Genomic DNA, 19,373 nt, shown 5'->3' on the forward strand with positions numbered 1-19,373 from the left:
GAACTGCCAGGCATCAAATTAAGTGTGCTGATATGGCTCAGTTGGTAGAGCGCACCCTTGGTAAGGGTGAGGTCCCCAGTTCGACTCTGGGTATCAGCACCAGTTTTAACGGTGAAGTTCGGCAGATAACAGAATTTGTCTGGCGGCAGTAGCGCGGTGGTCCCACCTGACCCCATGCCGAACTCAGAAGTGAAACGCCGTAGCGCCGATGGTAGTGTGGGGTCTCCCCATGCGAGAGTAGGGAACTGCCAGACATCAATTAAGCAAAAAGCCCAGTCTTATGACTGGGCTTTTTGCTTTTCTGCATTCTGGAATCCAGATGTGAAGCCGGGCGTAGGCCCGGTAAGCAAAGTCGCCACCGGGCAAAAGCACGGAAGGATTAGTGTATGACCTGTGAAAGAAATGCTCTCGTGCGCTCAGATTCAGGATTCGCGAAGAACTGATCCGGCGGGGCCTGCTCAACGATCTCACCGCGATCCATAAAGATAACCCTGTCAGCAACGGTTCTGGCAAAGCCCATTTCATGGGTTACGCAGAGCATGGTCATACCCGACTGCGCCAGGCCAATCATAGTGTCGAGCACTTCTTTAACCATTTCCGGGTCGAGTGCCGATGTCGGCTCGTCAAACAGCATAATTTTGGGTTTCATGCACAGCGAACGGGCAATTGCGACGCGCTGTTGCTGCCCACCAGAAATCTGCCCGGGGAATTTATGTGCGTGTTCGGCGATACGTACGCGTTCCAGATAGTGCATTGCCAGCGCTTCGGCTTCCTTCTTCGGCATCTTGCGAACCCAAATTGGCGCCAGGGTGCAGTTTTGCAGTACGGTCAGGTGCGGGAACAAATTGAAGTGCTGGAATACCATCCCGACTTCCTGACGAACGCGTTCGATATTGCGAATATCTTCGTTCAGTTCAATGCCATCAACCACAATTCGTCCCTGCTGATGCTCTTCCAGGTGGTTGATACAGCGAATCGTTGTTGATTTTCCCGAACCGGATGGGCCGCATAATACGATGCGCTCCCCTTGTTTCACGTTCAGATTGATATCCTTCAAAACATGAAACTGCCCGTACCATTTATTGACGTTTTCCAGCGTAATCATCGCATCCGCCGGTTGTAATAATGTTTGGCTCATAGTGTCCTCAGTGCGGCGTACGCCCGGTGTTGAAGCGCTTTTCCAGGTGCTGGCTGTAGCGCGACATGCTAAAACAGAAGATCCAGTAGATCAGTGCAGCGAAAACGTAGCCCTCGGTCGACATCCCGAGCCAGGCCGGATCAACGGTGGCTTGCTGAACGCTGCTGAAGAGATCAAACAGACCGATGATGATCACCAGACTGGTGTCTTTAAAGAGCGCGATAATGGTATTGACTAACCCCGGGATCACCAGCTTCAGCGCCTGAGGCAGAATGACCAGAGCCTGGGTTTTCCAGTATCCCAGCGCCAGCGAGCTGGCTGCTTCGTACTGCCCTTTCGGCAGAGCCTGCAAACCTCCACGAACCACTTCCGCAACATAGGCAGACTGGAACAGCACCACCCCGACCAGCGCGCGGATCAGTTTGTCGATACTTGTGCCTTCAGACATAAACAGTGGCAGCATGACCGACGACATAAACAGCACGGTAATGAGCGGCACGCCGCGCCAGAATTCAATAAAGATCACCGACAGGATCCGCACGATGGGCATAGTTGAGCGTCGGCCAAGCGCCAGCAGAATGCCAAGCGGTAACGCGCCAGCGATGCCCACGGAAGCGATAATCAGCGTCAGCGTCAGGCCACCCCACTGGCGAGTTTCCACACGCTCAAGGCCGAAAAAGCCGCCATACAGCAGGAACCAGACGACGATGGGATAGATGACGACCCAGCCGGCGATGTAACGGCCACGGCGCGGCATGGCGCTCCAGAACATAGGCACAATGGATATCAGCCCGATAATCAATGCGGTATTGATCCGCCAACGCTGATCGTGCGGGTACAGGCCATACATAAACTGCCCGAAGCGTTGATGGATGAACACCCAGCACGCACCGGCTTTGGTGCAGTCCGCACGCGTCGTTCCCACCCAGTTTGCCTGAAGAAACGCCCAGTTCATCAGCGGTGGGATCAGCTCCCACATCAGCCATAACGCAAAAATTGTCAGCAGGCTGTTTGACCAGCTGGAGAATAAATTCTTGCGTATCCACGTCAGCGGCTGATTGCGCTTCGCTCCCGCCGGGCGCGGGGAGTGAGACAGAAGTGCTTTTGTCATCATCGTTCCTTAGCGCTCAATTAATGCCATACGGCGGTTATAGATGTTCATCAGCAGCGAAATACTCAGGCTGATAATGAGATAAACGGACATGGTGATCGCGATGGTTTCGATGGCCTGACCGGTCTGATTCAGCACCGTACCGGCAAACAGCGACACCATATCGGGATAGCCAATGGCCGCCGCCAGGGAGGAGTTTTTGACAATATTCAGATACTGGCTGGTCAGCGGTGGGATCACCACGCGCAGCGCCTGCGGAATGATGACCTGGCGAAGCGTGACCGGATTAGGTAACCCCAGCGAGCGAGCGGCTTCATGCTGGCCGTGCGGTACCGCCTGGATACCAGAGCGAATGATCTCGGCGATAAACGCGGAGGTGTAGACAGAAAGCGCCAGCGTTAAGGCTGCCAGTTCCGGAATCAACGCCATGCCGCCGCGGAAGTTAAACCCGCGCAGAACCGGAACGTCCCAGTGCAGCGCCGCGCCAAAACACCAGTGAGCCAGAAGCGGCAAGGCAATGATGAGCCCAAGCGCAGTTGGCCATGTGCGGCGCAGCTGTCCGGTCTTTATCTGATGGGTTCTGTTGTAGCGATACAAGCCAATGGATATTAACAGCGCAATCGCCACCGCCCCGACAAACGCAAAAAGACCCTCTCCCCATTGCGGGGCTGGAATATAAAGCCCACGGTTGCTGAGAAAAGCCAGATCGAAGGCGCTAACTGCCTGACGAGGCCCGGGCAAATTGCGCAATACGGCGAAGTACCAGAAGAAGATTTGCAGCAGCGGCGGGATATTACGAAACGTCTCAATATAGACCGTCGACAGCTTGCGCAGCAGCCAGTTATCTGACAGCCTCGCCAGCCCAAGGAAGAACCCAAGGAACGAGGCGAAAACGATACATAAAGCCGATACCAGCAGCGTATTGAGCAAACCGACCAGGAACACCCGGCCATAGGTATCGCCCTGCTGATAATCGATTAAGTGTTGAACGATGCCAAAACCTGCGCTTCGGTCGAGAAAAGCGAAGCCGGAGGTAATGCCACGGTTATCCAGGTTAGTGATGGTGTTGTGTATCAAATAGATAGCAATAGCGGCAACGGCCACTACCGCAAGGATTTGAAACAGCCAGGCGCGAACCGTGGGGTTGGAAAAGGAGAGTGATCCTTTTACGGTCAGGCGGCGTTGCGACATAGGAAAACCTCAATGACCAGAACGTCAGGTTGGGCACCGCAGGCCGCGGTGCCCGTCACAGCATAAAACTTAGCGAACCGGTGGAGCGTACTGGATCCCGCCGTTATTCCAGAGGTTGTTCTGTCCACGCTTGATCTTCAGCGCGCTGTCAGCCCCGACGTTACGGTCAAATATTTCAGCGTAGTTTCCTACCTGCTTGACGATGTTGTACGCCCACTTGTTGTCCAGCTTCAGGTCTTTACCGAAGTCGCCTTCTTTACCCAGCAGATGTGACATATCCGGTGTGGAAGGATTGGCAAACTTCTCGTCGACGTTCTTCGAGTTGATGCCCATCTCTTCGGCGTTCAGCATGGCAAACAGCGTCCAGCGTACGACAGAGAACCACTCATCATCGCCACGACGTACCACCGGGCCCAGCGGTTCTTTCGAAATCACTTCCGGCAGAACGATCCAGTCCGTTGGTTTACTCAATTTGATGCGCAGCGCGTACAGCTGAGACTGATCGGATGCCAGGGTATCGCAGCGTCCGGATTCCAGCGCTTTAGCGGATTCGTCAGAGCGGTCGAAGGTGACCGGCGTGTATTTCATGTTATTGGCTTTGAAGTAATCGGCGACGTTCAGCTCGGTATCGGTCCCGGCCTGAATACATACCGTTGCCCCGTCGAGCTCTTTCGCGCTTTTCAGCCCGGCTTTGTCATGAGTCAGGAAGCCGATGCCGTCGTAATAGGTGACGCCGGTGAATGAGAGGCCCATACCCGCGTCACGGGAAGAGGTCCATGTGGTATTGCGGGATAACACATCCACTTCGCCAGACTGTAATGCGGTGAAACGTTCTTTTGCGGTCAGCGGGGTATATTTTACCTTGCTGGCATCGCCAAATACCGCTGCGGCCACGCCACGGCAGACGTCCACATCAATACCGGTAAATTTGCCGTCGGCGTCCGCATAGGAGAAGCCCGGTAATCCGTCACTGATCCCACACTGCACAAAGCCTTTCTTTTTAACGGCTTCGAAAGTGGTACCGGCATGTGCCTGATTTGAGAGTGCAAACAGTACGCCCGCCGCTGTGAGGCTGGCGATCATCATCTTTTTCATAAAGCATCCTGTGTGGCGAAAATTTATCGTTATAGAGACGTCCGGGAGAACGTCGAAACCTGTCTGTGGCCATGGCCATTTCCTGTAAAGCAAAGGGAATGCCAGAATTGCAACCGCCTGATTTTGGGTGTCGGGGAAGCAATAAAGTGAGTGTAGACAGGAAAGAAAAAAATAAGCGCCCCGCAATGGTGCAAAATTACAACCTGCGCCACAAAACAGAGCGAAAAAGTTTCCGAATTGAGAGAAAAAAAGGAAATGATTTCGTGAGTTAATATTGGTGTGAGAAGGAATAATAATAAGATGTGAAATTGCTCACGGGATAATGCGCAAATCATCACACTTAATTATGAGTCTGTGCGTTAAAACACGAAACAGAGTTAATGAAGATCGGAAATGAGGCGGATTTTTTACTTATTGAAAAAGGTCTGCACCAGCATGAAGCAAAAGCGCGGGAGGCCCCGCGCTTTAGTATTATTTCGTCAGAGCGACAATGCCCAGCGTCAGGCCCGCAAGTGCGGCTGCGCCGCCGGCGATAGCGCCAGCTGTTTCCCAGTTATCCTGCGTGGTGCCTTTCATGCAGGTGTTGGTATGAACCAGCCGCCCCTGATCGTCATAAACCGGCACACAAGGTGAGTCGTGTGCGCAGCCTGCCAGAAGCGCGGTCAGCAATGCAACTGAAATCAATCTTTTCATGATATTACCTCTGTTTAACCGCAATGGTAATGAAACGAATACCTTGCGGAATAGCGCTAATTTTACCACTGCGAATGATTACGTCGGGAGGCGCAAATAATCTCAAATTATGAGTTATGTAAACATCATGGAGGATTTGGCGAAGATATCGCTAATTATGCAGAAAATATGCAGGATAAAATCTGGAGATTAAGCGAAATGAGTAGGCACTTTATCCAGAGAAAATAAAAAGGCGCAGTTAGCACCTTTTTATCTTATCAATCATTTCGTTCCACTGAATGACGTTGGAGGGCAGCGAAGAACAGCGCTGCCATGCGCCTTGACGTCATGGTGAGTGCTTCTGCAAAACCTTATTTCAACGCGCTGTGGGATTGCTGGTGGCGATCGAGTAGCTTATCGCCGACGTCGTGGCCAAATGCATCGTTAACGGCCTTAAAGCCATCGAGATCCATAAACATCAGCGCAAAAGGGCTGGTCTCCCTGTCGGCTTTACTGATGGCCTGACTCAGGCGATCTTCAAACAGCACCCGGTTTGGCTGGCGGGTTAATGTGTCCTGTAACGCCAGCTCTTTATTGGCTTCAGCAAGCGACGAGGCCAGCTGCGCTATTACCACGGAGAGGGAGACCCAGCGATAATCCCAGGTGATGGGTGCGGAGACTGCCATTGATGCTATGCCCGTGTAGTGCATTAAAACCACGCCGGAGCCCATCACCAGGGCACCCGGTAGCAGACGGCGCAAACGAAGGCGAGCGACGCTGGCCAGCCAGAGCGCAAAAAAGGGAAGAGGCAATCGCGATGATCATCGACAGCGTGGTCAAGCCAGGGCTGTAGCGAATGCTTATCGCACTGTCCATTGCCAGCATACCAATGAAGTGCTTCGCCCAGACGCCAATACCCATGGCGACACCGCCACCGCTTAGCCAGGCCTGCTTTCCCTGACTCGTCCTGCCACGTTGAGTGCGGTCCAGGCAGCGAGAATAGCAATGACAAAGGAGATCGCGACCAGAGTCGGGTCGTAATGGCCAGTCTGCATGGTGTCGTCAGTTCGTTCAGGGGAGGATGAGAGCTGTGACATTACCATCGCCACGAAGGGACTCAAAGTGATTTAAATCCCTTGTTTTCACGCGGCATACCGGCGCGTTTACCGATGTTAGCGACAGACAATTAATCCAGGTCGGAACAGTTAACCAGCTTCAGGGGATTGACGGAATTCATATTGCGGCATTTCTCGCTTTCGGTGGAGATAAGCTCAATCCACTGCATGAGTAGCCCCTCAAACAGGAACATGAACAACGCGAAAAGGACCAGCCATCCGCACTTACGAAGCATAACCGCACCTGGAAAAAGAAGGAGAGAATGGCAGGCAATATACACGAAAAGTACGGAGGGGGAAGAGGAGGAAACTCGTGAATTTAAGGTAATAAAAAAGGCGCTTCCCCATGCCGAAGAGCGCCTTTTAAAACAGCAAGTTAACTGATTAGTATCAGTTCATGCCGTATTTTTTCAGTTTCTTACGCAGAGTTCCGCGGTTGATACCCATCATCAGGGCAGCGCGGGTCTGGTTACCACGGGTGTATTGCATCACCATGTCCAACAGGGGCTGTTCTACTTCAGCCAGTACCAGCTCATACAGGTCATTCACATCCTGACCGTTCAGTTGAGCAAAATAGTTCTTCAGTGCCTGTTTAACCGAGTCACGCAGGGGTTTTTGAGTTACCTGGTCCTGAGAGTTAACGGTGGAAACGGTCAGTACGTCAGAATTTACGCGTTGTTCGAACATAGTTCTGTCAGCTCTTTATTTCATTACGCAAGATTTTCGAAGTATGCCTCCAACGCCTCCAGCTGTTCGCTGGCATCCTCTATGGCGTTGAATGTGCGCCGAAACTGGTCATTTGGAGCGTGCTCCTGGAGATACCAGGATACGTGTTTACGCGCAATTCGGTACCCTTTTGCCTGACCGTAAAAGTCATGCAATTCCCGAACATGCGAACAAAGCAAGCGCTTAACCTCTGCCAGTGGCAGCGGGGCAAGCAGCTCCCCAGTGTCCAGATAATGCTGGATTTCCCGAAAGATCCAAGGTCTTCCCTGAGCGGCACGTCCTATCATCAGAGCATCAGCTCCCGTATAGTCGAGCACAGCTCTGGCTTTAAGCGGGTCAGTAATGTCACCATTCGCGATAACCGGAATGGAAACTTTCTGCTTAACTGCCCGAATACTGTCGTATTCAGCGTCGCCGTTGAACAAACAGGCGCGAGTGCGTCCATGAATGGTCAGGGCCTGAATGCCACAATCTTCGGCCAGTTGGGCAATTTCTACACAGTTACGGTGTTCCGGCGACCAACCCGTGCGAATCTTCAACGTAACGGGAACGTCCACTGCGCTGACAACCGCCGTCAGGATTGACTTCACCTGGTCGGGGTATTGCAGAAGGGCTGAACCCGCAAGCTTGCGATTCACCTTTTTGGCCGGGCAACCCATATTAATATCAATAATTTGGGCGCCACTTTCCACGTTGATACGCGCGGCGTCTGCCATCTCTTCAGGCACGCTTCCGGCAATTTGCACGGTGCGAATACCGGGTTCATCAATGTGCACCATCCGTAAACGAGACTTGTCGCTCTCCCACACCTGCGGGTTGGAGGACATCATCTCGGAAACGGTTAACCCTGCTCCCATCTCGTAGCACAGCGTCCTGAATGGCCTGTCGGTAATACCTGCCATAGGGGCTGCGATCAGGCGATTTCTGAGCTGGTGGTGTCCGATGCGCATGAGTTAAGAAATGACCATACTGTGACTGCAAGGCGGCGTATATTACGCATTTTTTGCATGAGATGAAAGGCCAAACTTTGAGCAATCCTCTGTTGTAGATCAAGGAATCGCCACTCATGAGGATGGGGTAGATTTTAACGGCAATTAAATCATTGCGTTAGATGTTTCCGATTTCTTTTTAAACAGTCGAAAAATTGCATAACTTATCGTTTTTTCCTGCCAGAAACGGAGCAGAAAAGAGATAACCTGCCGTTTTTATCAGCAGATTATCCCGAATATTGCGGGCTGGATCTCATTTCAGCAGAAGATGAGAAACGCCTTTTTGGCACTTATTCAATCACAACACGACCGTGCGCAGGTTGAACCGGACGATTATTATCGTGATGCATTGTATGGGTAAATTTCGCCAGCTGCGCGGCTGACAGCGTCAGAGGATGCTTAAATACCAGCCAGGTGACGCCTTCAGAGCACGGTGGCGTGGTTAGCGATCCGCTAAAGCGCCAGTAAGTTCTGTCTTCCGGAATCAGCTTGTTGATATTCAGCGATGATTTTACCGGTGAACTGTTTTCTGCCTGCTGCGGCATCACGCTCCAGAGCTTATCCAGCTCGGCGTTAGCAGCACCGACATCAAACATCACTGCGACCACTGCAATCTCACCTGCGGCATTCTTGTGCACTAAATGCATCTCCATGGCGGCGTGTTTACCGTGCATCGTATTCTCAGAAGGGGCGTGGAAGTGGAATTGTTGCAGCAGGTAGCTGTGACCATCCAGAGTGATGCTGTCGGTGGCTTTCGGATCAACCGTTGCCTGAATGGTGTGTCCGTTGTTTAGCACCACATCCGGGCCTTTGCCGTAGTGAATATCCAGAGGTTGCAGATGCGCGTTGAGGGTTTTGTCGATATCGATTGGCGACTGATTCATGCCTTTCTGGCAGGTTTTGAATTCGTCGCTCAGTTGGCTCCAGTGCTCCGGTGATTCGTTGCCTTCGTAACTCCAGTGAGAAGCGAATGCAGCGAGCGGCATGATGGATAAGGCCAGCAGAGCGGCCTTGCCTGTAAAGTCTTTCATGGTATTCGTCCGGTGAATTATTTGTTAATTAGCCCGTAGCTCTGTGAGCTACGCGGCGATTTAACACCCGGATTTTGGTAAGGGTGAAGCGGAAAATGCGTAGCTGCCTCAGCTACGCATATATTTCGGAACTATCGCCGGGCCCCGGTGATACGGCACCACTCTTCCTTCTCGACCACCGGGTCGAGTGCGAACAGCGAGGTATAGGCTTCACAGACGCTGTCGGCCTGGCTGGCAAGGATGCCGGAAAGGCCCAGCAGGCCGCCCTCAACGGGCAGGACGCTGATTAACGGTGCCAGCTCACGTAATGGGCCTGCGAGGATATTCGCAACCACCACGTCGGCTTTCATGGCTTCTGGCTGATCCTGCGGCAGGTACAGCTCCAGGCGATCGGAGACGCCGTTGCGCTCTGCGTTATCGCGGCTGGCCTGAATGGCCTGCGGATCGATATCGATCCCAATGGCTTTCGCTGCACCAAGCTTCAGCGCCGCGATGGCGAGGATCCCGGATCCGCAGCCGAAGTCGATCACGGTTTTACCGTCAAGATCGAGTCCATCCAGCCATTGCAGGCACAGTGATGTCGTCGGATGGGTGCCGGTGCCGAACGCCAGGCCCGGATCGAGCATCACGTTGACCGCATTTTCATCCGGCACTTCGCGCCAGCTTGGGCAGATCCACAGACGCTTACCGAACTGCATCGGATGGAAGTTATCCATCCATTCACGCTCCCAGTCTTTGTCTTCCAGCTGTTCGATCTTATGAACAAAGCCTGCGCCAAGCAGCGGATGATGTTCGAGGATGGCGACCACTTCCTTCATATCGGTTTCGGCATCGAAGAGGCCAATAACATCCGTATCGCCCCACAGGCGGGTTTCGCCCGGCAGAGGTTCAAACACGGGCGTATCATGCGTGTCCTGGAAAGTGATGGACACGGAGCCCGCTTCCATCAGCGCATCGCTCAGTTCCTCAGCGTTCGCGCCGGTGGTGTTCAGTTTCAGTTGGATCCAAGGCATGGCAAAACTCTTTATTTATCAGTAGAAATTACGGTCGCTTGTGGCGAGGACTGACCGAAACGGTTCCCCACGACAAACGCCAGCAGGCTTAGCAGTAACGAAGGCACAATCGGATGGAAGCCCAGGTACTGAATTTTCAGAGTAGCGAGCACGGCGTACAGCACGCCGCCGACAATCATCGCGCTCAGCGCGCCTGCCGCGTTGGCCCGCTCCCAATAGAGGCCCAGCACCAGCGGCCACAGGAAGACCGCTTCAAGTCCGCCGAATGCCAGCAGGTTCAGCCAGATGATCATCTCCGGCGGTCGCCAGGCGGCCAGCAGCAGCAGCGCCCCAAGTACCAGCGTAATCACCGCGGACATCCGCTTCAGGCGCTTTTCGTTAGCCACCTGTTCCGGATGCAGGTTCAGATACAGATCTTTGATGATCGTAGCGGAACTCTGCAACAGCTGCGCGTTGATCGTCGACATAATGGCGGCCATCGGCGCGGCAAGGAAGATCCCGGCGGCAAACGGCGGCAGTACTTTCACCATCAGGGTCGGGATCACTAAATCGGGTACGCTCAGGTCCGGGATCACGGCGCGTCCCAGCGCACCTGCCAGATGCATTCCCAGCATCAGAATGGCAACCACGATCGTGCCGAGAATAATGCCGCGATGCACCGCTTTACTGTCTTTGTAGGAAATGCAGCGCACCGCAGTGTGCGGCAGGCCGATAACGCCAAAACAGACCAGCACCCAGAAAGAGGTCATAAAGGTCGGGGACAGGATGTCGTCTGCGCCCTGCGGCGTCACGAGCTTCGGGTCTATCTGCTCCAGCGTTTGCACGGCGTGGCTGAGCCCGCCTGCGGCATGCACAATACCGACGAGCAGTACGATCGTACCGATCAGCATCACCAGCCCCTGCATGGCGTCATTCAGGACGCTGGCGCGGAAGCCACCAAAGGCGGTGTAGAGCGCGATACTAATGCCGAAAATCAGCAAACCGGTTTCGTAGGGAATGCCTGCGGCGGTTTCCAGCAGTCGCGCGCCGCCGATGAACTGCACTGTCATGGCGCCGATAAATGCGACCAGCAGGCTGAGGCTCGCCAGCCACACCAGCAGGCGGCTCCGATAGCGGGCAAACAGCATATCGTTCAGCGTCACCGCGTTGTAGCGACGGGCAAGAATGGCGAATTTTTTCCCCAGTACGCCAAGCGACAGCCATACGGCAGGGAGCTGAATCATCGCCAGCAATACCCAGCCCAGCCCGTATTTGTAGGCGGCACCCGGTCCGCCGATAAACGAACTGGCGCTGATATAGGTTGCGGTCAACGTCATCGCCAGGACAAACCCGCCCATCGAGCGGCTGCCGAGAAAATATTCGTTGAGGAAGGTACCGGTAGTGCGTTTGCGCATTGCATAGACCGACAGGCCAAATACTACAAACAGGTAGGCAATAAGCGGCAGGATCACCTCAGCTTGCATCGTTATCCTCCAGCGGAATATCGCGATAGATAAACTTCACCATCGCCCAGCACAGCAGAATAAAGACCAGCGGGATCAGCAGACAGGCCATTTCAAACCAGTGCGGCAAACCGGTAAAGCCCTGCATTGAATTTGGTATGTAAGCACTCGCCAACCATGCAGCGAGATAGAGGAGAGTGAGCCACAATGCCCAGCGGGCTTCTTTGTGGGCCTGAACAAAACGCGCGTCCATAAGGCTCCCGGGGTCAATGGAAAGCGGGGATTGTACCTTAAGGGGCTGGCAAGGGGAGAGAAAAAGAAAAAGGCCGGAAGATCCGGCCTTTTGCGCTGTACGGAAAATTACTTCTCGTACATACCGAGTTTTTTCTCCAGATAGTGGATGTTGGTACCACCATGCTGGAAGTTCTCGTCGCTCATAATACGCATCTGCAGATCAACGTTGGTTTTGATGCCGTCGATGATCAGCTCCTGCAGGGCGTTCTTCATGCGAGAGATCGCCACGTCACGGGTTTCCCCGTAGCAAATGAGTTTGCCAATCATTGAGTCATAGTACGGCGGCACGGTATAGCCAGCGTAGATATGAGATTCCCAACGCACGCCGAAACCGCCTGGTGCGTGGAAGCGCGTGATTTTACCCGGGCTTGGCAGGAAGGTGTTCGGGTCTTCGGCGTTGATACGGCATTCCACCGCATGGCCGCGAACCTGCACTTCCTCTTGCTTGATAGACAGCGGCTGACCGGCAGCGATACGCAGCTGCTCTTTGATCAGATCCACGCCGGTGATCATCTCGGTAACCGGATGTTCAACCTGGATACGGGTGTTCATCTCGATGAAATAGAACTCGCCGTTTTCGAACAGGAACTCGAAGGTACCTGCCCCGCGGTAGCCGATATCCACACAGGCTTTGGCGCAACGTTCGCCGATGTAGCGACGCAGTTCCGGGGTAATGCCCGGCGCTGGTGCCTCTTCGACAACTTTCTGGTGACGACGCTGCATGGAGCAGTCACGTTCAGCCAGATAGATTGCGTTGCCCTGGCCGTCGGCCAATACCTGGATCTCGATGTGACGAGGATTTTCCAGGTATTTTTCCATGTACACCATGTCGTTGCTGAAAGCCGCTTTCGCTTCCGCTTTAGTCATGGAGATGGACTGAGCCAGCTCAGCGTCGCTGCGCACAACGCGCATACCGCGACCGCCGCCGCCGCCTGAGGCTTTGATGATAACCGGGTAGCCGATGCGTTTGGCGTGGGCGCGGTTAGCGTCCATGTCATCGCCCAGCGGGCCATCGGAGCCAGGCACGGTCGGAACGCCTGCTTTTTTCATCGCGGTGATGGCAGACACTTTGTCACCCATCAGGCGAATGGTGTCAGCTTTCGGGCCGATGAAGATAAAGCCGGAACGTTCAACCTGCTCAGCAAAGTTGGCGTTTTCGGACAGGAAGCCGTAACCCGGATGGATAGCCACCGCGCCGGTGATTTCAGCGGCGCTGATGATAGCCGGGATATTCAGGTAGCTTTTTACGGACGGAGCCGGGCCGATACAGACTGTCTCATCCGCCAGCAGTACGTGTTTTAAATCGCGATCCGCGGTGGAGTGCACGGCGACGGTCTTGATGCCCAGTTCTTTACAGGCACGAAGAATACGCAGTGCAATTTCGCCACGGTTAGCAATGACAATTTTATCCAGCATGTTCGCCTCGTTACTCGATGACGACCAGCGGCTCGTCAAATTCTACCGGTTGACCACTTTCGATCAGAATAGCCTTAACGGTACCCGCTTTGTCGGCTTCGATCTGGTTCATCATTTTCATTGCTTCAACGATGCAAAGGGTGTCACCCACGTTGACCTTCTGGCCCACTTCGATGAACGCTTTTGCGTCCGGGCTTGGGGTGCGGTAGAAGGTACCAACCATTGGGGAGCGTACGATGTGACCACTGATTTCGGCCTTAGCTGCTGGCGCTTCAGCCGCGGCGGCTGCCGGCGCTGCCGCTGGTGCAACCTGTGGCTGCATCATTGGTGCTGCGTAGGCCTGCTGCATGACCGGGAAGCCCGCGTTTGGCGCGGAACGGCTGATGCGTACAGACTCTTCGCCTTCAGAAATTTCCAGTTCGGAGATGCCTGATTCTTCAACCAGCTCGATCAGTTTTTTAATCTTACGAATATCCATGAGTGGGTTCCGTACTCTTTGTTTAGTGTGATTGTGACAGGCGTTTGACCGCCGTCTGTAAAGCGTATGAATAGCCGTCAGCGCCTAATCCGCAGATGACGCCGGCAGCGATATCAGAGAGATATGAGTGATGGCGGAACGGCTCGCGGGCGTGCACGTTGCTCAGATGAATCTCGATAAACGGGATACTGACCGCCAATAGCGCATCGCGAATCGCCACGCTGGTGTGCGTGAATGCGGCCGGATTGATCAGGATATAGTCAATCTTGTCTTTAGCCTGATGAATACGGTCGATAATCGCGTACTCCGCGTTAGATTGCAGATGGTCTAAAGCTACATTCAGAGCGTCGGCCTCTGCGGTTAAACGGTTAACAATTTCCGCTAACGTCAGGGTGCCGTACTTCTCTGGCTCACGGGTGCCGAGCATATTCAGGTTCGGTCCGTTTAAAAGCAAAATGCGTAACTTGTCGGCCATTGTGCTGCTATCTCCTGCAATTCTCCGGTAAAAAACAAAATATACCTTCGATGCGCGCTTGTCACCTTTTCAGAAGCCAAAAACCCCCGTCAGGCAAACCAAAGTCGCACATTATAACGATTTCGTAGCATTTGGCAGCTAAATACTGGTCTTATCAGGGAAGATTATCAACCTCAATTGCGAAAAAGCCTGCTGTAGCGCGGACGTTCTGCGGGAAACTGCACATTATCGGGAATTAACGCCACCACTGGCGGAACTTCTTATATCGCCATGCTAAAAGCGCTAAAGCCGCCAGAGCGTACAGGATCGGTTGCGGGGAGAGGATCTTCACCGACCACAGATAGTGAATCGGGGCGAGGATAGCCACCAGATAAACGAAGTTGTGTAATTTTTGCCAGCGCGGCCCCAGTTTTCGCTGTGCTTTCTGGAAAGAGGTTGCCGCCAGCGCCAGTAAAATCAGCCAGCTCACCAGCCCAAGCGTCAAATAGGGACGGCTCACCACTTCCTGGCCTAACAGACCCAGGTTGTTAATGCCAAGCTCCAGCAGCGCATAGCTGGTGAGATGCAGCGTTGCCCAGGCAAAACACCATAACCCCAGCAGGCGGCGGGTGCGTATCAATAAAGGCTGTTTAGCGTAGCGCGTAAGCGGGGAAACCAGCAAGGTTGCCAGCAGTAATTTCAGAGCCATCCGACCGGTAAAGTGCTGAATATCCTTAGCAGGATCGGCGCTGAAATAGCCCTGAGAACCTGCCCAGAACAGCCAGACAAACGGCAAAAACGCCGCCAGATGTAAAATGACCTTAAGCCAGGTGACCTGTTTTGCCGTTAATCGCACTCAGAAATTCTCCCGTAAATTAAGCCCGCGATAGAGCGAGGCGACCTGATCCGCATAGCCGTTGAACAGCAGCGTCGGCTGGCGCTTAACGTCCAGTACGCCACCGGAGCCGATAAAACGTTCAGTAGCCTGCGACCAGCGTGGGTGATCGACATGAGGGTTCACGTTGGCGAAAAATCCGTATTCATCCGGCGCCGCCAGATTCCAGGTGCAGGGCGGACGTTCACGGGTCAGCTTAATGCTGACAATCGATTTGATCCCTTTGAAGCCATATTTCCACGGTACGGTCAGGCGAATCGGTGCGCCGTTTTGCGGCGGCAGAGCTTTACCGTAAACGCCGGTGGTAAGCAGCGTCAGAGGGTGCATTGCTTCATCTAAGCGCAGGCCTTCTACATAAGGGTAGGCAAGACCGCCACCGATAAAGCGGTCTTTCTGGCCGGGCATCTGCTCCGGCGCATAGATAGTTTTAAAGGCAACGTATTTTGCGTTGCTGGTGGGTTCAACCAGCGCCAACAGCTTATGCAGCGGAAAGCCAATCCACGGCACTACCATTGACCAGGCCTCCACGCAGCGCATGCGATAAATGCGCTGTTCAAGCGGGAAACGTTTGGTGAGATCGTCGTGATCGAGCGTCAGCGGTTTTGCCACTTCACCATCGATGGTCAGCGTCCAGGGATCGGTTTTCAGGCTTCCGGCGTTTGCCGCCGGGTCGGCTTTATCCAGCCCGAACTCATAATAGTTGTTGTAGCGGGTGACTTTATCTTCCGGGGTGAGCGTCAGTGTGTTTTGCCACTCAGCGGGTTTTGAGAAATCCAGCGCTTTACCGGACGGCGCGGGCGGCCTGTCGTTCCCCTTAAACCAGCTAAGCAAATCAGCCTGCGCGCTGGGTGCGAGCGTCAGTGCAGCCGTGCTGATGCCTAACATTTTCAGCACCTGGCGGCGCTGGAGCATAAAAACGGATTCTGCCGTGACGTCCGCTTCCGTGAGTTTTTTTGCCTTCATTATTGCCTCCATCATGCCTTTTCCTAAGCATGACGGAGGCGGTGAATTAACGCGAATATGTCACGAAAATTTGAAGATTAAGCCACTTTCACCAGCGTGCGGCCCTGAACCTGATTGTTCATGATCTTCTGCGCATACTCTGGCGCCTGGTCGAGAGTTATCTCGGTGGCGCTCTGACTATAGAAGGAAGAAGGCAGGTCCTGAACCAGACGTCGCCAGGCTTCTGCGCGGCGCTCCGCCGGCGTCATTACGGAGTCGACGCCCTGCAAACGAACGTTACGCAGAATAAATGGCATCACGGTGGTAGGCAGTGCAAAGCCGCCCGCCAGACCGCAGGCCGCCACGCAGCCGCCGTAGTTCATCTGGGCCAGCACCTTCGCCAGCACTTTATCGCCAACGGTATCGACCGCACCGGCCCAAAGCTGTTTTTCCAGCGGACGGGTTTCTGCAAACTCGTTGCGTCCCAGAATACGGCTGGCACCCAGGCTGCGCAGATAGTCATGCGTGCTTTCACGTCCGGACACGGCGACGACCTGATAACCCAGCTTGTGCAGCAGCGCGATGGCGGCACTGCCCACGCCGCCGCTGGCGCCGGTGACGATAATTTCACCGTCCTGTGGACGAATGCCTGCATCTTCAAGCGCCATCACGCACAGCATGGCGGTGAAGCCCGCAGTACCGACGATCATCGCCTGACGTGCATCCATTCCTTCAGGCTGAGCAACCAGCCAGTCGCCTTTCACGCGGGCACGCTGTGCGAGTCCGCCCCAGTGGTTTTCGCCCACGCCCCAGCCGGTCAGCAGCACCTGCTGGCCCGCGTGAAAGCGCGGGTCTTCGCTGTTGCGCACCGTGCCGGCGAAATCAATCCCTGGCACCATTGGGAAATTACGAATAATTTTGCCTGTGCCCGTGATGGCGAGCGCGTCTTTATAGTTGAGGCTCGACCACTGGATGTCGACCGTAACATCGCCCTGCGGCAGCTGGTTTTCCTCGATATTCTGTACCGAGGCGAGTGTTTTACCGTCGTGCTGTTCTAAGATTAACGCCTGCATACTCGTTCCTCATTGGCTCAATGATTGGAAAAAATTTTTCGATGACTATACTCGCTAGCTGAAACATGTATCCGATTTACCGCAATAAATTGCCAGATTCACTAACTCTGGTAGTATGCATGCTCCTTTCGGCGTGCTAGTTAGTGCTTACTAATTTTGCGTGTCACCGTGGGTGTCCGGTCAACGCCGGGCTGATTTTCATCAACGGAGTTAATACAGGGATGCGATTAACGACGAAATTTTCAGCTTTTGTGACGTTGCTGACGGGCCTGACTATCCTCGTCACCCTCATTGGTTGCTCGCTGAGCTTCTACAACGGTTTTCATGAGAAAGTGGACTACCGTGCCAGTGCGGTAGCAACGGTTATTGATTCTCGCCTCGTCAACACTTCTTTTAATCAACTCGACAGCCAGTTAGATGAAATTCTGGTGCCGGTTGATATCGTGCGTATTGACTTTATCGTGAACGATAAAGTGATTTTCAGCCATTCCCGTAATGACAGCTATCGCCCGGTCGGGAGCAGCTATCAGTACCGAGTACTGAACGTGGATTCCGTAAAGCATCCGGGGATGACGATTCACCTCGTCTATCAGGATCCGATGGTGAACTATTTCCACTCCCTGGTGACCACTGCGCCGTTGACTATCGCCATTGCCTTTATGATCCTCATTATATTCTTTTCCGTCCGCTGGCTGCGTAATCAGCTGGCGGGCCAGGAGCTGCTCGAGCTGCGCTCCACGAGGATCCTGAACGGCGAGCGCGGCCATCAGGTTCGCGGTTCTGTGCATGAGTGGCCAGCCAGAACCAGTAGCGCACTTGATACGCTCTTGTCCGAAATTCAGTTTGCCAGCGAACAGCGCAGCCGTCTGGATACGCTGATCCGGTCTTATGCCGCCCAGGACACCAAAACCGGGCTTAGCAACCGCATGTTTTTCGATAACCAGCTTGCAACGCTGCTGGACGATCAGGAAAAAGTGGGCTCGCACGGTATCGTGATGCTGATTCGCCTGCCGGAATTCGATCTGGTGCGGGATCAGTGGGGACGCGCCGCGGCAGAAGAGCATTTCTTCATGATAATCAATATGCTGTCGACATTTATGCTGCGCTATCCTGGCGCGCTGCTTGCGCGTTATCACCGCAGCGATTTTGCCGTGCTGTTGCCACACCGGACCCTGAAAGAAGCCGACAGCATCGCCGGGCTGCTGCTGAAAGCTCTGGACGCTTTGCCCTCGACCAAAATCCTCGATCAGGAAGATATGATGCATATCGGCATCTGCACCTGGCGAAGCGGTCAGTCGACGGAGCAGGTGATGGAACACGCCGATGCGGCGGTGCGTAATGCGGTCCTTCAGGGTAGCAACAGCTGGGCGGTGTATGACGATTCGCTGCCGGAGAAAGGACGCGGCAACGTGCGCTGGCGGACGCTGATCGAACAGATGCTCAGCCGCGGTGGCCCGCGTTTCTACCAAAAGCCGGCCGTTCATTACGATGGGCGCGTGCATCACCGCGAACTCATGTGCCGCATCTATGACGGCAAAGAAGAGGTGATTGCCGCTGAATATATGCCGATGGTGCTGGAATTCGGCCTGGCGGAAGAGTATGACCGGCTACAAATTACCCGTTTATTGCCTTTCCTGTCATTCTGGCCTGAGGAAAATCTGGCTTTGCAGGTGACGGTTGAGTCGCTCATTCGCCCCCGATTCCAGCGCTGGCTGCGCGATACGTTGATGCAGTGCGAAAAATCGCAGCGAAAACGGATTATTTTTGAACTTGCAGAGGCGGATGTCTGTCAACATATCAGCCGTTTACAGCCCGTAATGCGTTTAATCAACGCGTTGGGGGTCAGAGTTGTGGTGATTCAGGCAGGGCTGACGCTGGTCAGTACCAGCTGGATCAAAGAACTGTCGGTGGAGCTCGTCAAGCTGCATCCGGGTCTGGTCCGTAACATTGAGAAACGCAGTGAAAATCAGCTGCTGGTGCAAAGTCTCGTCGAAGCCTGCAAAGGTACCCCGACGCAGGTCTTCGCAACCGGGCTGCGCAGCCGCAGCGAGTGGCAAGTATTGAGAGAGTGTGGCGTGTTGGGTGGACAGGGTGATTTTTTTGCTTCATCACAACCACTTGACACTAGCGTAAAAAAATATTCGCAAAGATACTCTGTTTGATCTGCCGTTTGCCGTGTTTTCACGTAGAATAACGCGCGCTGTTTCTTCGCGGGCAAAGTTTGGTGCCCGCCGACAGGCGAGACAGAACAAGCCAGTGATCGTCCTTTGACAGGTTGCAATGCAGGCGAGGAGTGCT

The 19,373-nt window shown here is 54.0% G+C and carries 19 protein-coding genes, 1 tRNA gene, 1 rRNA gene and 1 pseudogene; 3 read left to right on the plus strand and 19 right to left on the minus strand.

From position 1 onward, the window contains the following. Positions 1-26 precede the first annotated feature (26 nt). Positions 27-102, plus strand: a tRNA-Thr gene (locus tag AB1287_RS10730). Between the two features lie 36 nt (positions 103-138). Then, a 5S ribosomal RNA gene (gene rrf, locus AB1287_RS10735) occupies positions 139-254 on the plus strand. A gap of 125 nt (positions 255-379) precedes the next feature. Here rrf and AB1287_RS10740 read toward each other — a convergent pair. The 19 genes and pseudogenes from AB1287_RS10740 to acuI all read right to left on the minus strand — a co-directional run bounded on the left by AB1287_RS10740 (position 380) and on the right by acuI (position 17,075). Continuing rightward, complete coding sequence (locus AB1287_RS10740; RefSeq protein WP_312625294.1) at positions 380-1,138, minus strand: amino acid ABC transporter ATP-binding protein; 759 nt, start codon at positions 1,136-1,138, stop codon at positions 380-382. A gap of 7 nt (positions 1,139-1,145) precedes the next feature. Continuing rightward, the gene (locus tag AB1287_RS10745) at positions 1,146-2,249 is read right to left on the minus strand and encodes an amino acid ABC transporter permease (protein ID WP_435617925.1); all 1,104 of its coding nucleotides are present in this window, start codon (positions 2,247-2,249) and stop codon (positions 1,146-1,148) included. 9 nt (positions 2,250-2,258) lie between these two features. Next, entirely contained in the window at positions 2,259-3,440 is a 1,182-nt protein-coding gene (locus tag AB1287_RS10750) for an amino acid ABC transporter permease (protein WP_435617767.1), read from the minus strand. A gap of 69 nt (positions 3,441-3,509) precedes the next feature. Next, positions 3,510-4,535, minus strand: a complete 1,026-nt coding sequence (locus AB1287_RS10755) for an amino acid ABC transporter substrate-binding protein (protein WP_435617768.1) — start codon at positions 4,533-4,535, stop codon at positions 3,510-3,512. A 471-nt stretch (positions 4,536-5,006) separates the two neighbouring features. Then, entirely contained in the window at positions 5,007-5,228 is a 222-nt protein-coding gene (locus AB1287_RS10760; protein WP_038256116.1) for a lipoprotein, read from the minus strand. Positions 5,229-5,614: 386 nt separating this feature from the next. Next, a pseudogene (locus AB1287_RS10765) lies at positions 5,615-6,262 on the minus strand (MHYT domain-containing protein); the annotation flags it as partial. A 131-nt stretch (positions 6,263-6,393) separates the two neighbouring features. Continuing rightward, positions 6,394-6,558, minus strand: coding sequence for a DUF2556 family protein (locus AB1287_RS10770; RefSeq protein ID WP_312625300.1), 165 nt, complete (start codon positions 6,556-6,558; stop codon positions 6,394-6,396). A 154-nt stretch (positions 6,559-6,712) separates the two neighbouring features. Further along, positions 6,713-7,009 carry a DNA-binding transcriptional regulator Fis gene (gene fis / locus AB1287_RS10775; RefSeq protein WP_000462905.1) on the minus strand — a complete coding sequence of 99 codons (297 nt, stop codon included), beginning with the start codon at positions 7,007-7,009 and terminating at the stop codon, positions 6,713-6,715. Between the two features lie 23 nt (positions 7,010-7,032). Beyond that, on the minus strand, positions 7,033-7,998 hold the full coding sequence (gene dusB / locus AB1287_RS10780; protein WP_312625302.1) for a tRNA dihydrouridine synthase DusB: 966 nt from the start codon (positions 7,996-7,998) through the stop codon (positions 7,033-7,035). 329 nt (positions 7,999-8,327) lie between these two features. After that, on the minus strand, positions 8,328-9,068 hold the full coding sequence (locus tag AB1287_RS10785; RefSeq protein ID WP_435617769.1) for a carbonic anhydrase: 741 nt from the start codon (positions 9,066-9,068) through the stop codon (positions 8,328-8,330). A gap of 131 nt (positions 9,069-9,199) precedes the next feature. Beyond that, positions 9,200-10,081 (minus strand): 50S ribosomal protein L11 methyltransferase, encoded by an 882-nt coding sequence (gene prmA / locus AB1287_RS10790; RefSeq protein ID WP_312625306.1) that lies wholly within the window; start codon positions 10,079-10,081, stop codon positions 9,200-9,202. 11 nt (positions 10,082-10,092) lie between these two features. After that, complete coding sequence (gene panF, locus AB1287_RS10795) at positions 10,093-11,544, minus strand: sodium/pantothenate symporter (RefSeq protein ID WP_312625308.1); 1,452 nt, start codon at positions 11,542-11,544, stop codon at positions 10,093-10,095. Continuing rightward, positions 11,534-11,776, minus strand: coding sequence for a YhdT family protein (locus tag AB1287_RS10800; protein ID WP_312625310.1), 243 nt, complete (start codon positions 11,774-11,776; stop codon positions 11,534-11,536). The genes panF and AB1287_RS10800 overlap by 11 nt, the downstream gene beginning before the upstream one ends. Before the next feature lie 107 nt (positions 11,777-11,883). Beyond that, positions 11,884-13,233: an acetyl-CoA carboxylase biotin carboxylase subunit gene (gene accC / locus AB1287_RS10805; RefSeq protein ID WP_312625312.1), complete on the minus strand. Its 1,350-nt coding sequence runs from the start codon at positions 13,231-13,233 to the stop codon at positions 11,884-11,886. 10 nt (positions 13,234-13,243) lie between these two features. After that, a complete protein-coding gene (accB, locus tag AB1287_RS10810) occupies positions 13,244-13,711 on the minus strand; it encodes an acetyl-CoA carboxylase biotin carboxyl carrier protein (RefSeq protein WP_435617770.1) in 468 nt (155 codons plus the stop codon). 22 nt (positions 13,712-13,733) lie between these two features. After that, positions 13,734-14,186 carry a type II 3-dehydroquinate dehydratase gene (gene aroQ, locus AB1287_RS10815; RefSeq protein ID WP_312625315.1) on the minus strand — a complete coding sequence of 151 codons (453 nt, stop codon included), beginning with the start codon at positions 14,184-14,186 and terminating at the stop codon, positions 13,734-13,736. 235 nt (positions 14,187-14,421) lie between these two features. Continuing rightward, positions 14,422-15,021 carry a protein-methionine-sulfoxide reductase heme-binding subunit MsrQ gene (msrQ, locus tag AB1287_RS10820; RefSeq protein ID WP_435617771.1) on the minus strand — a complete coding sequence of 200 codons (600 nt, stop codon included), beginning with the start codon at positions 15,019-15,021 and terminating at the stop codon, positions 14,422-14,424. Further along, positions 15,022-16,023 carry a protein-methionine-sulfoxide reductase catalytic subunit MsrP gene (gene msrP, locus AB1287_RS10825; protein WP_312625318.1) on the minus strand — a complete coding sequence of 334 codons (1,002 nt, stop codon included), beginning with the start codon at positions 16,021-16,023 and terminating at the stop codon, positions 15,022-15,024. 77 nt (positions 16,024-16,100) lie between these two features. Beyond that, positions 16,101-17,075, minus strand: a complete 975-nt coding sequence (gene acuI, locus AB1287_RS10830; RefSeq protein ID WP_435617772.1) for an acrylyl-CoA reductase (NADPH) — start codon at positions 17,073-17,075, stop codon at positions 16,101-16,103. 221 nt (positions 17,076-17,296) lie between these two features. On the opposite strand from acuI, the gene csrD reads away from it, so the two are divergent. Further along, on the plus strand, positions 17,297-19,237 hold the full coding sequence (gene csrD / locus AB1287_RS10835; protein ID WP_312625322.1) for an RNase E specificity factor CsrD: 1,941 nt from the start codon (positions 17,297-17,299) through the stop codon (positions 19,235-19,237). Positions 19,238-19,373: the final 136 nt, after the last annotated feature.

Source organism: Scandinavium sp. UTDF21-P1B (assembly GCF_040750395.1).
In the GTDB taxonomy this organism is placed as follows: Bacteria; Pseudomonadota; Gammaproteobacteria; order Enterobacterales; family Enterobacteriaceae; genus Scandinavium.

What these genes read in the sequence shown, in the direction of transcription:
- AB1287_RS10745 (WP_435617925.1), bottom strand. Translation starts at nt 2,249, where the DNA reads ATGACAAAAGCACTTCTGTCTCACTCCCCGCGCCCGGCGGGAGCGAAG.
- csrD (WP_312625322.1), top strand. Translation starts at nt 17,297, where the DNA reads ATGCGATTAACGACGAAATTTTCAGCTTTTGTGACGTTGCTGACGGGC.
- fis (WP_000462905.1), bottom strand. Translation starts at nt 7,009, where the DNA reads ATGTTCGAACAACGCGTAAATTCTGACGTACTGACCGTTTCCACCGTT.
- prmA (WP_312625306.1), bottom strand. Translation starts at nt 10,081, where the DNA reads ATGCCTTGGATCCAACTGAAACTGAACACCACCGGCGCGAACGCTGAG.
- AB1287_RS10760 (WP_038256116.1), bottom strand. Translation starts at nt 5,228, where the DNA reads ATGAAAAGATTGATTTCAGTTGCATTGCTGACCGCGCTTCTGGCAGGC.
- aroQ (WP_312625315.1), bottom strand. Translation starts at nt 14,186, where the DNA reads ATGGCCGACAAGTTACGCATTTTGCTTTTAAACGGACCGAACCTGAAT.
- dusB (WP_312625302.1), bottom strand. Translation starts at nt 7,998, where the DNA reads ATGCGCATCGGACACCACCAGCTCAGAAATCGCCTGATCGCAGCCCCT.
- acuI (WP_435617772.1), bottom strand. Translation starts at nt 17,075, where the DNA reads ATGCAGGCGTTAATCTTAGAACAGCACGACGGTAAAACACTCGCCTCG.
- AB1287_RS10755 (WP_435617768.1), bottom strand. Translation starts at nt 4,535, where the DNA reads ATGAAAAAGATGATGATCGCCAGCCTCACAGCGGCGGGCGTACTGTTT.
- AB1287_RS10750 (WP_435617767.1), bottom strand. Translation starts at nt 3,440, where the DNA reads ATGTCGCAACGCCGCCTGACCGTAAAAGGATCACTCTCCTTTTCCAAC.
- AB1287_RS10740 (WP_312625294.1), bottom strand. Translation starts at nt 1,138, where the DNA reads ATGAGCCAAACATTATTACAACCGGCGGATGCGATGATTACGCTGGAA.
- AB1287_RS10770 (WP_312625300.1), bottom strand. Translation starts at nt 6,558, where the DNA reads ATGCTTCGTAAGTGCGGATGGCTGGTCCTTTTCGCGTTGTTCATGTTC.
- AB1287_RS10800 (WP_312625310.1), bottom strand. Translation starts at nt 11,776, where the DNA reads ATGGACGCGCGTTTTGTTCAGGCCCACAAAGAAGCCCGCTGGGCATTG.
- msrP (WP_312625318.1), bottom strand. Translation starts at nt 16,023, where the DNA reads ATGAAGGCAAAAAAACTCACGGAAGCGGACGTCACGGCAGAATCCGTT.
- panF (WP_312625308.1), bottom strand. Translation starts at nt 11,544, where the DNA reads ATGCAAGCTGAGGTGATCCTGCCGCTTATTGCCTACCTGTTTGTAGTA.
- accB (WP_435617770.1), bottom strand. Translation starts at nt 13,711, where the DNA reads ATGGATATTCGTAAGATTAAAAAACTGATCGAGCTGGTTGAAGAATCA.
- accC (WP_312625312.1), bottom strand. Translation starts at nt 13,233, where the DNA reads ATGCTGGATAAAATTGTCATTGCTAACCGTGGCGAAATTGCACTGCGT.
- AB1287_RS10785 (WP_435617769.1), bottom strand. Translation starts at nt 9,068, where the DNA reads ATGAAAGACTTTACAGGCAAGGCCGCTCTGCTGGCCTTATCCATCATG.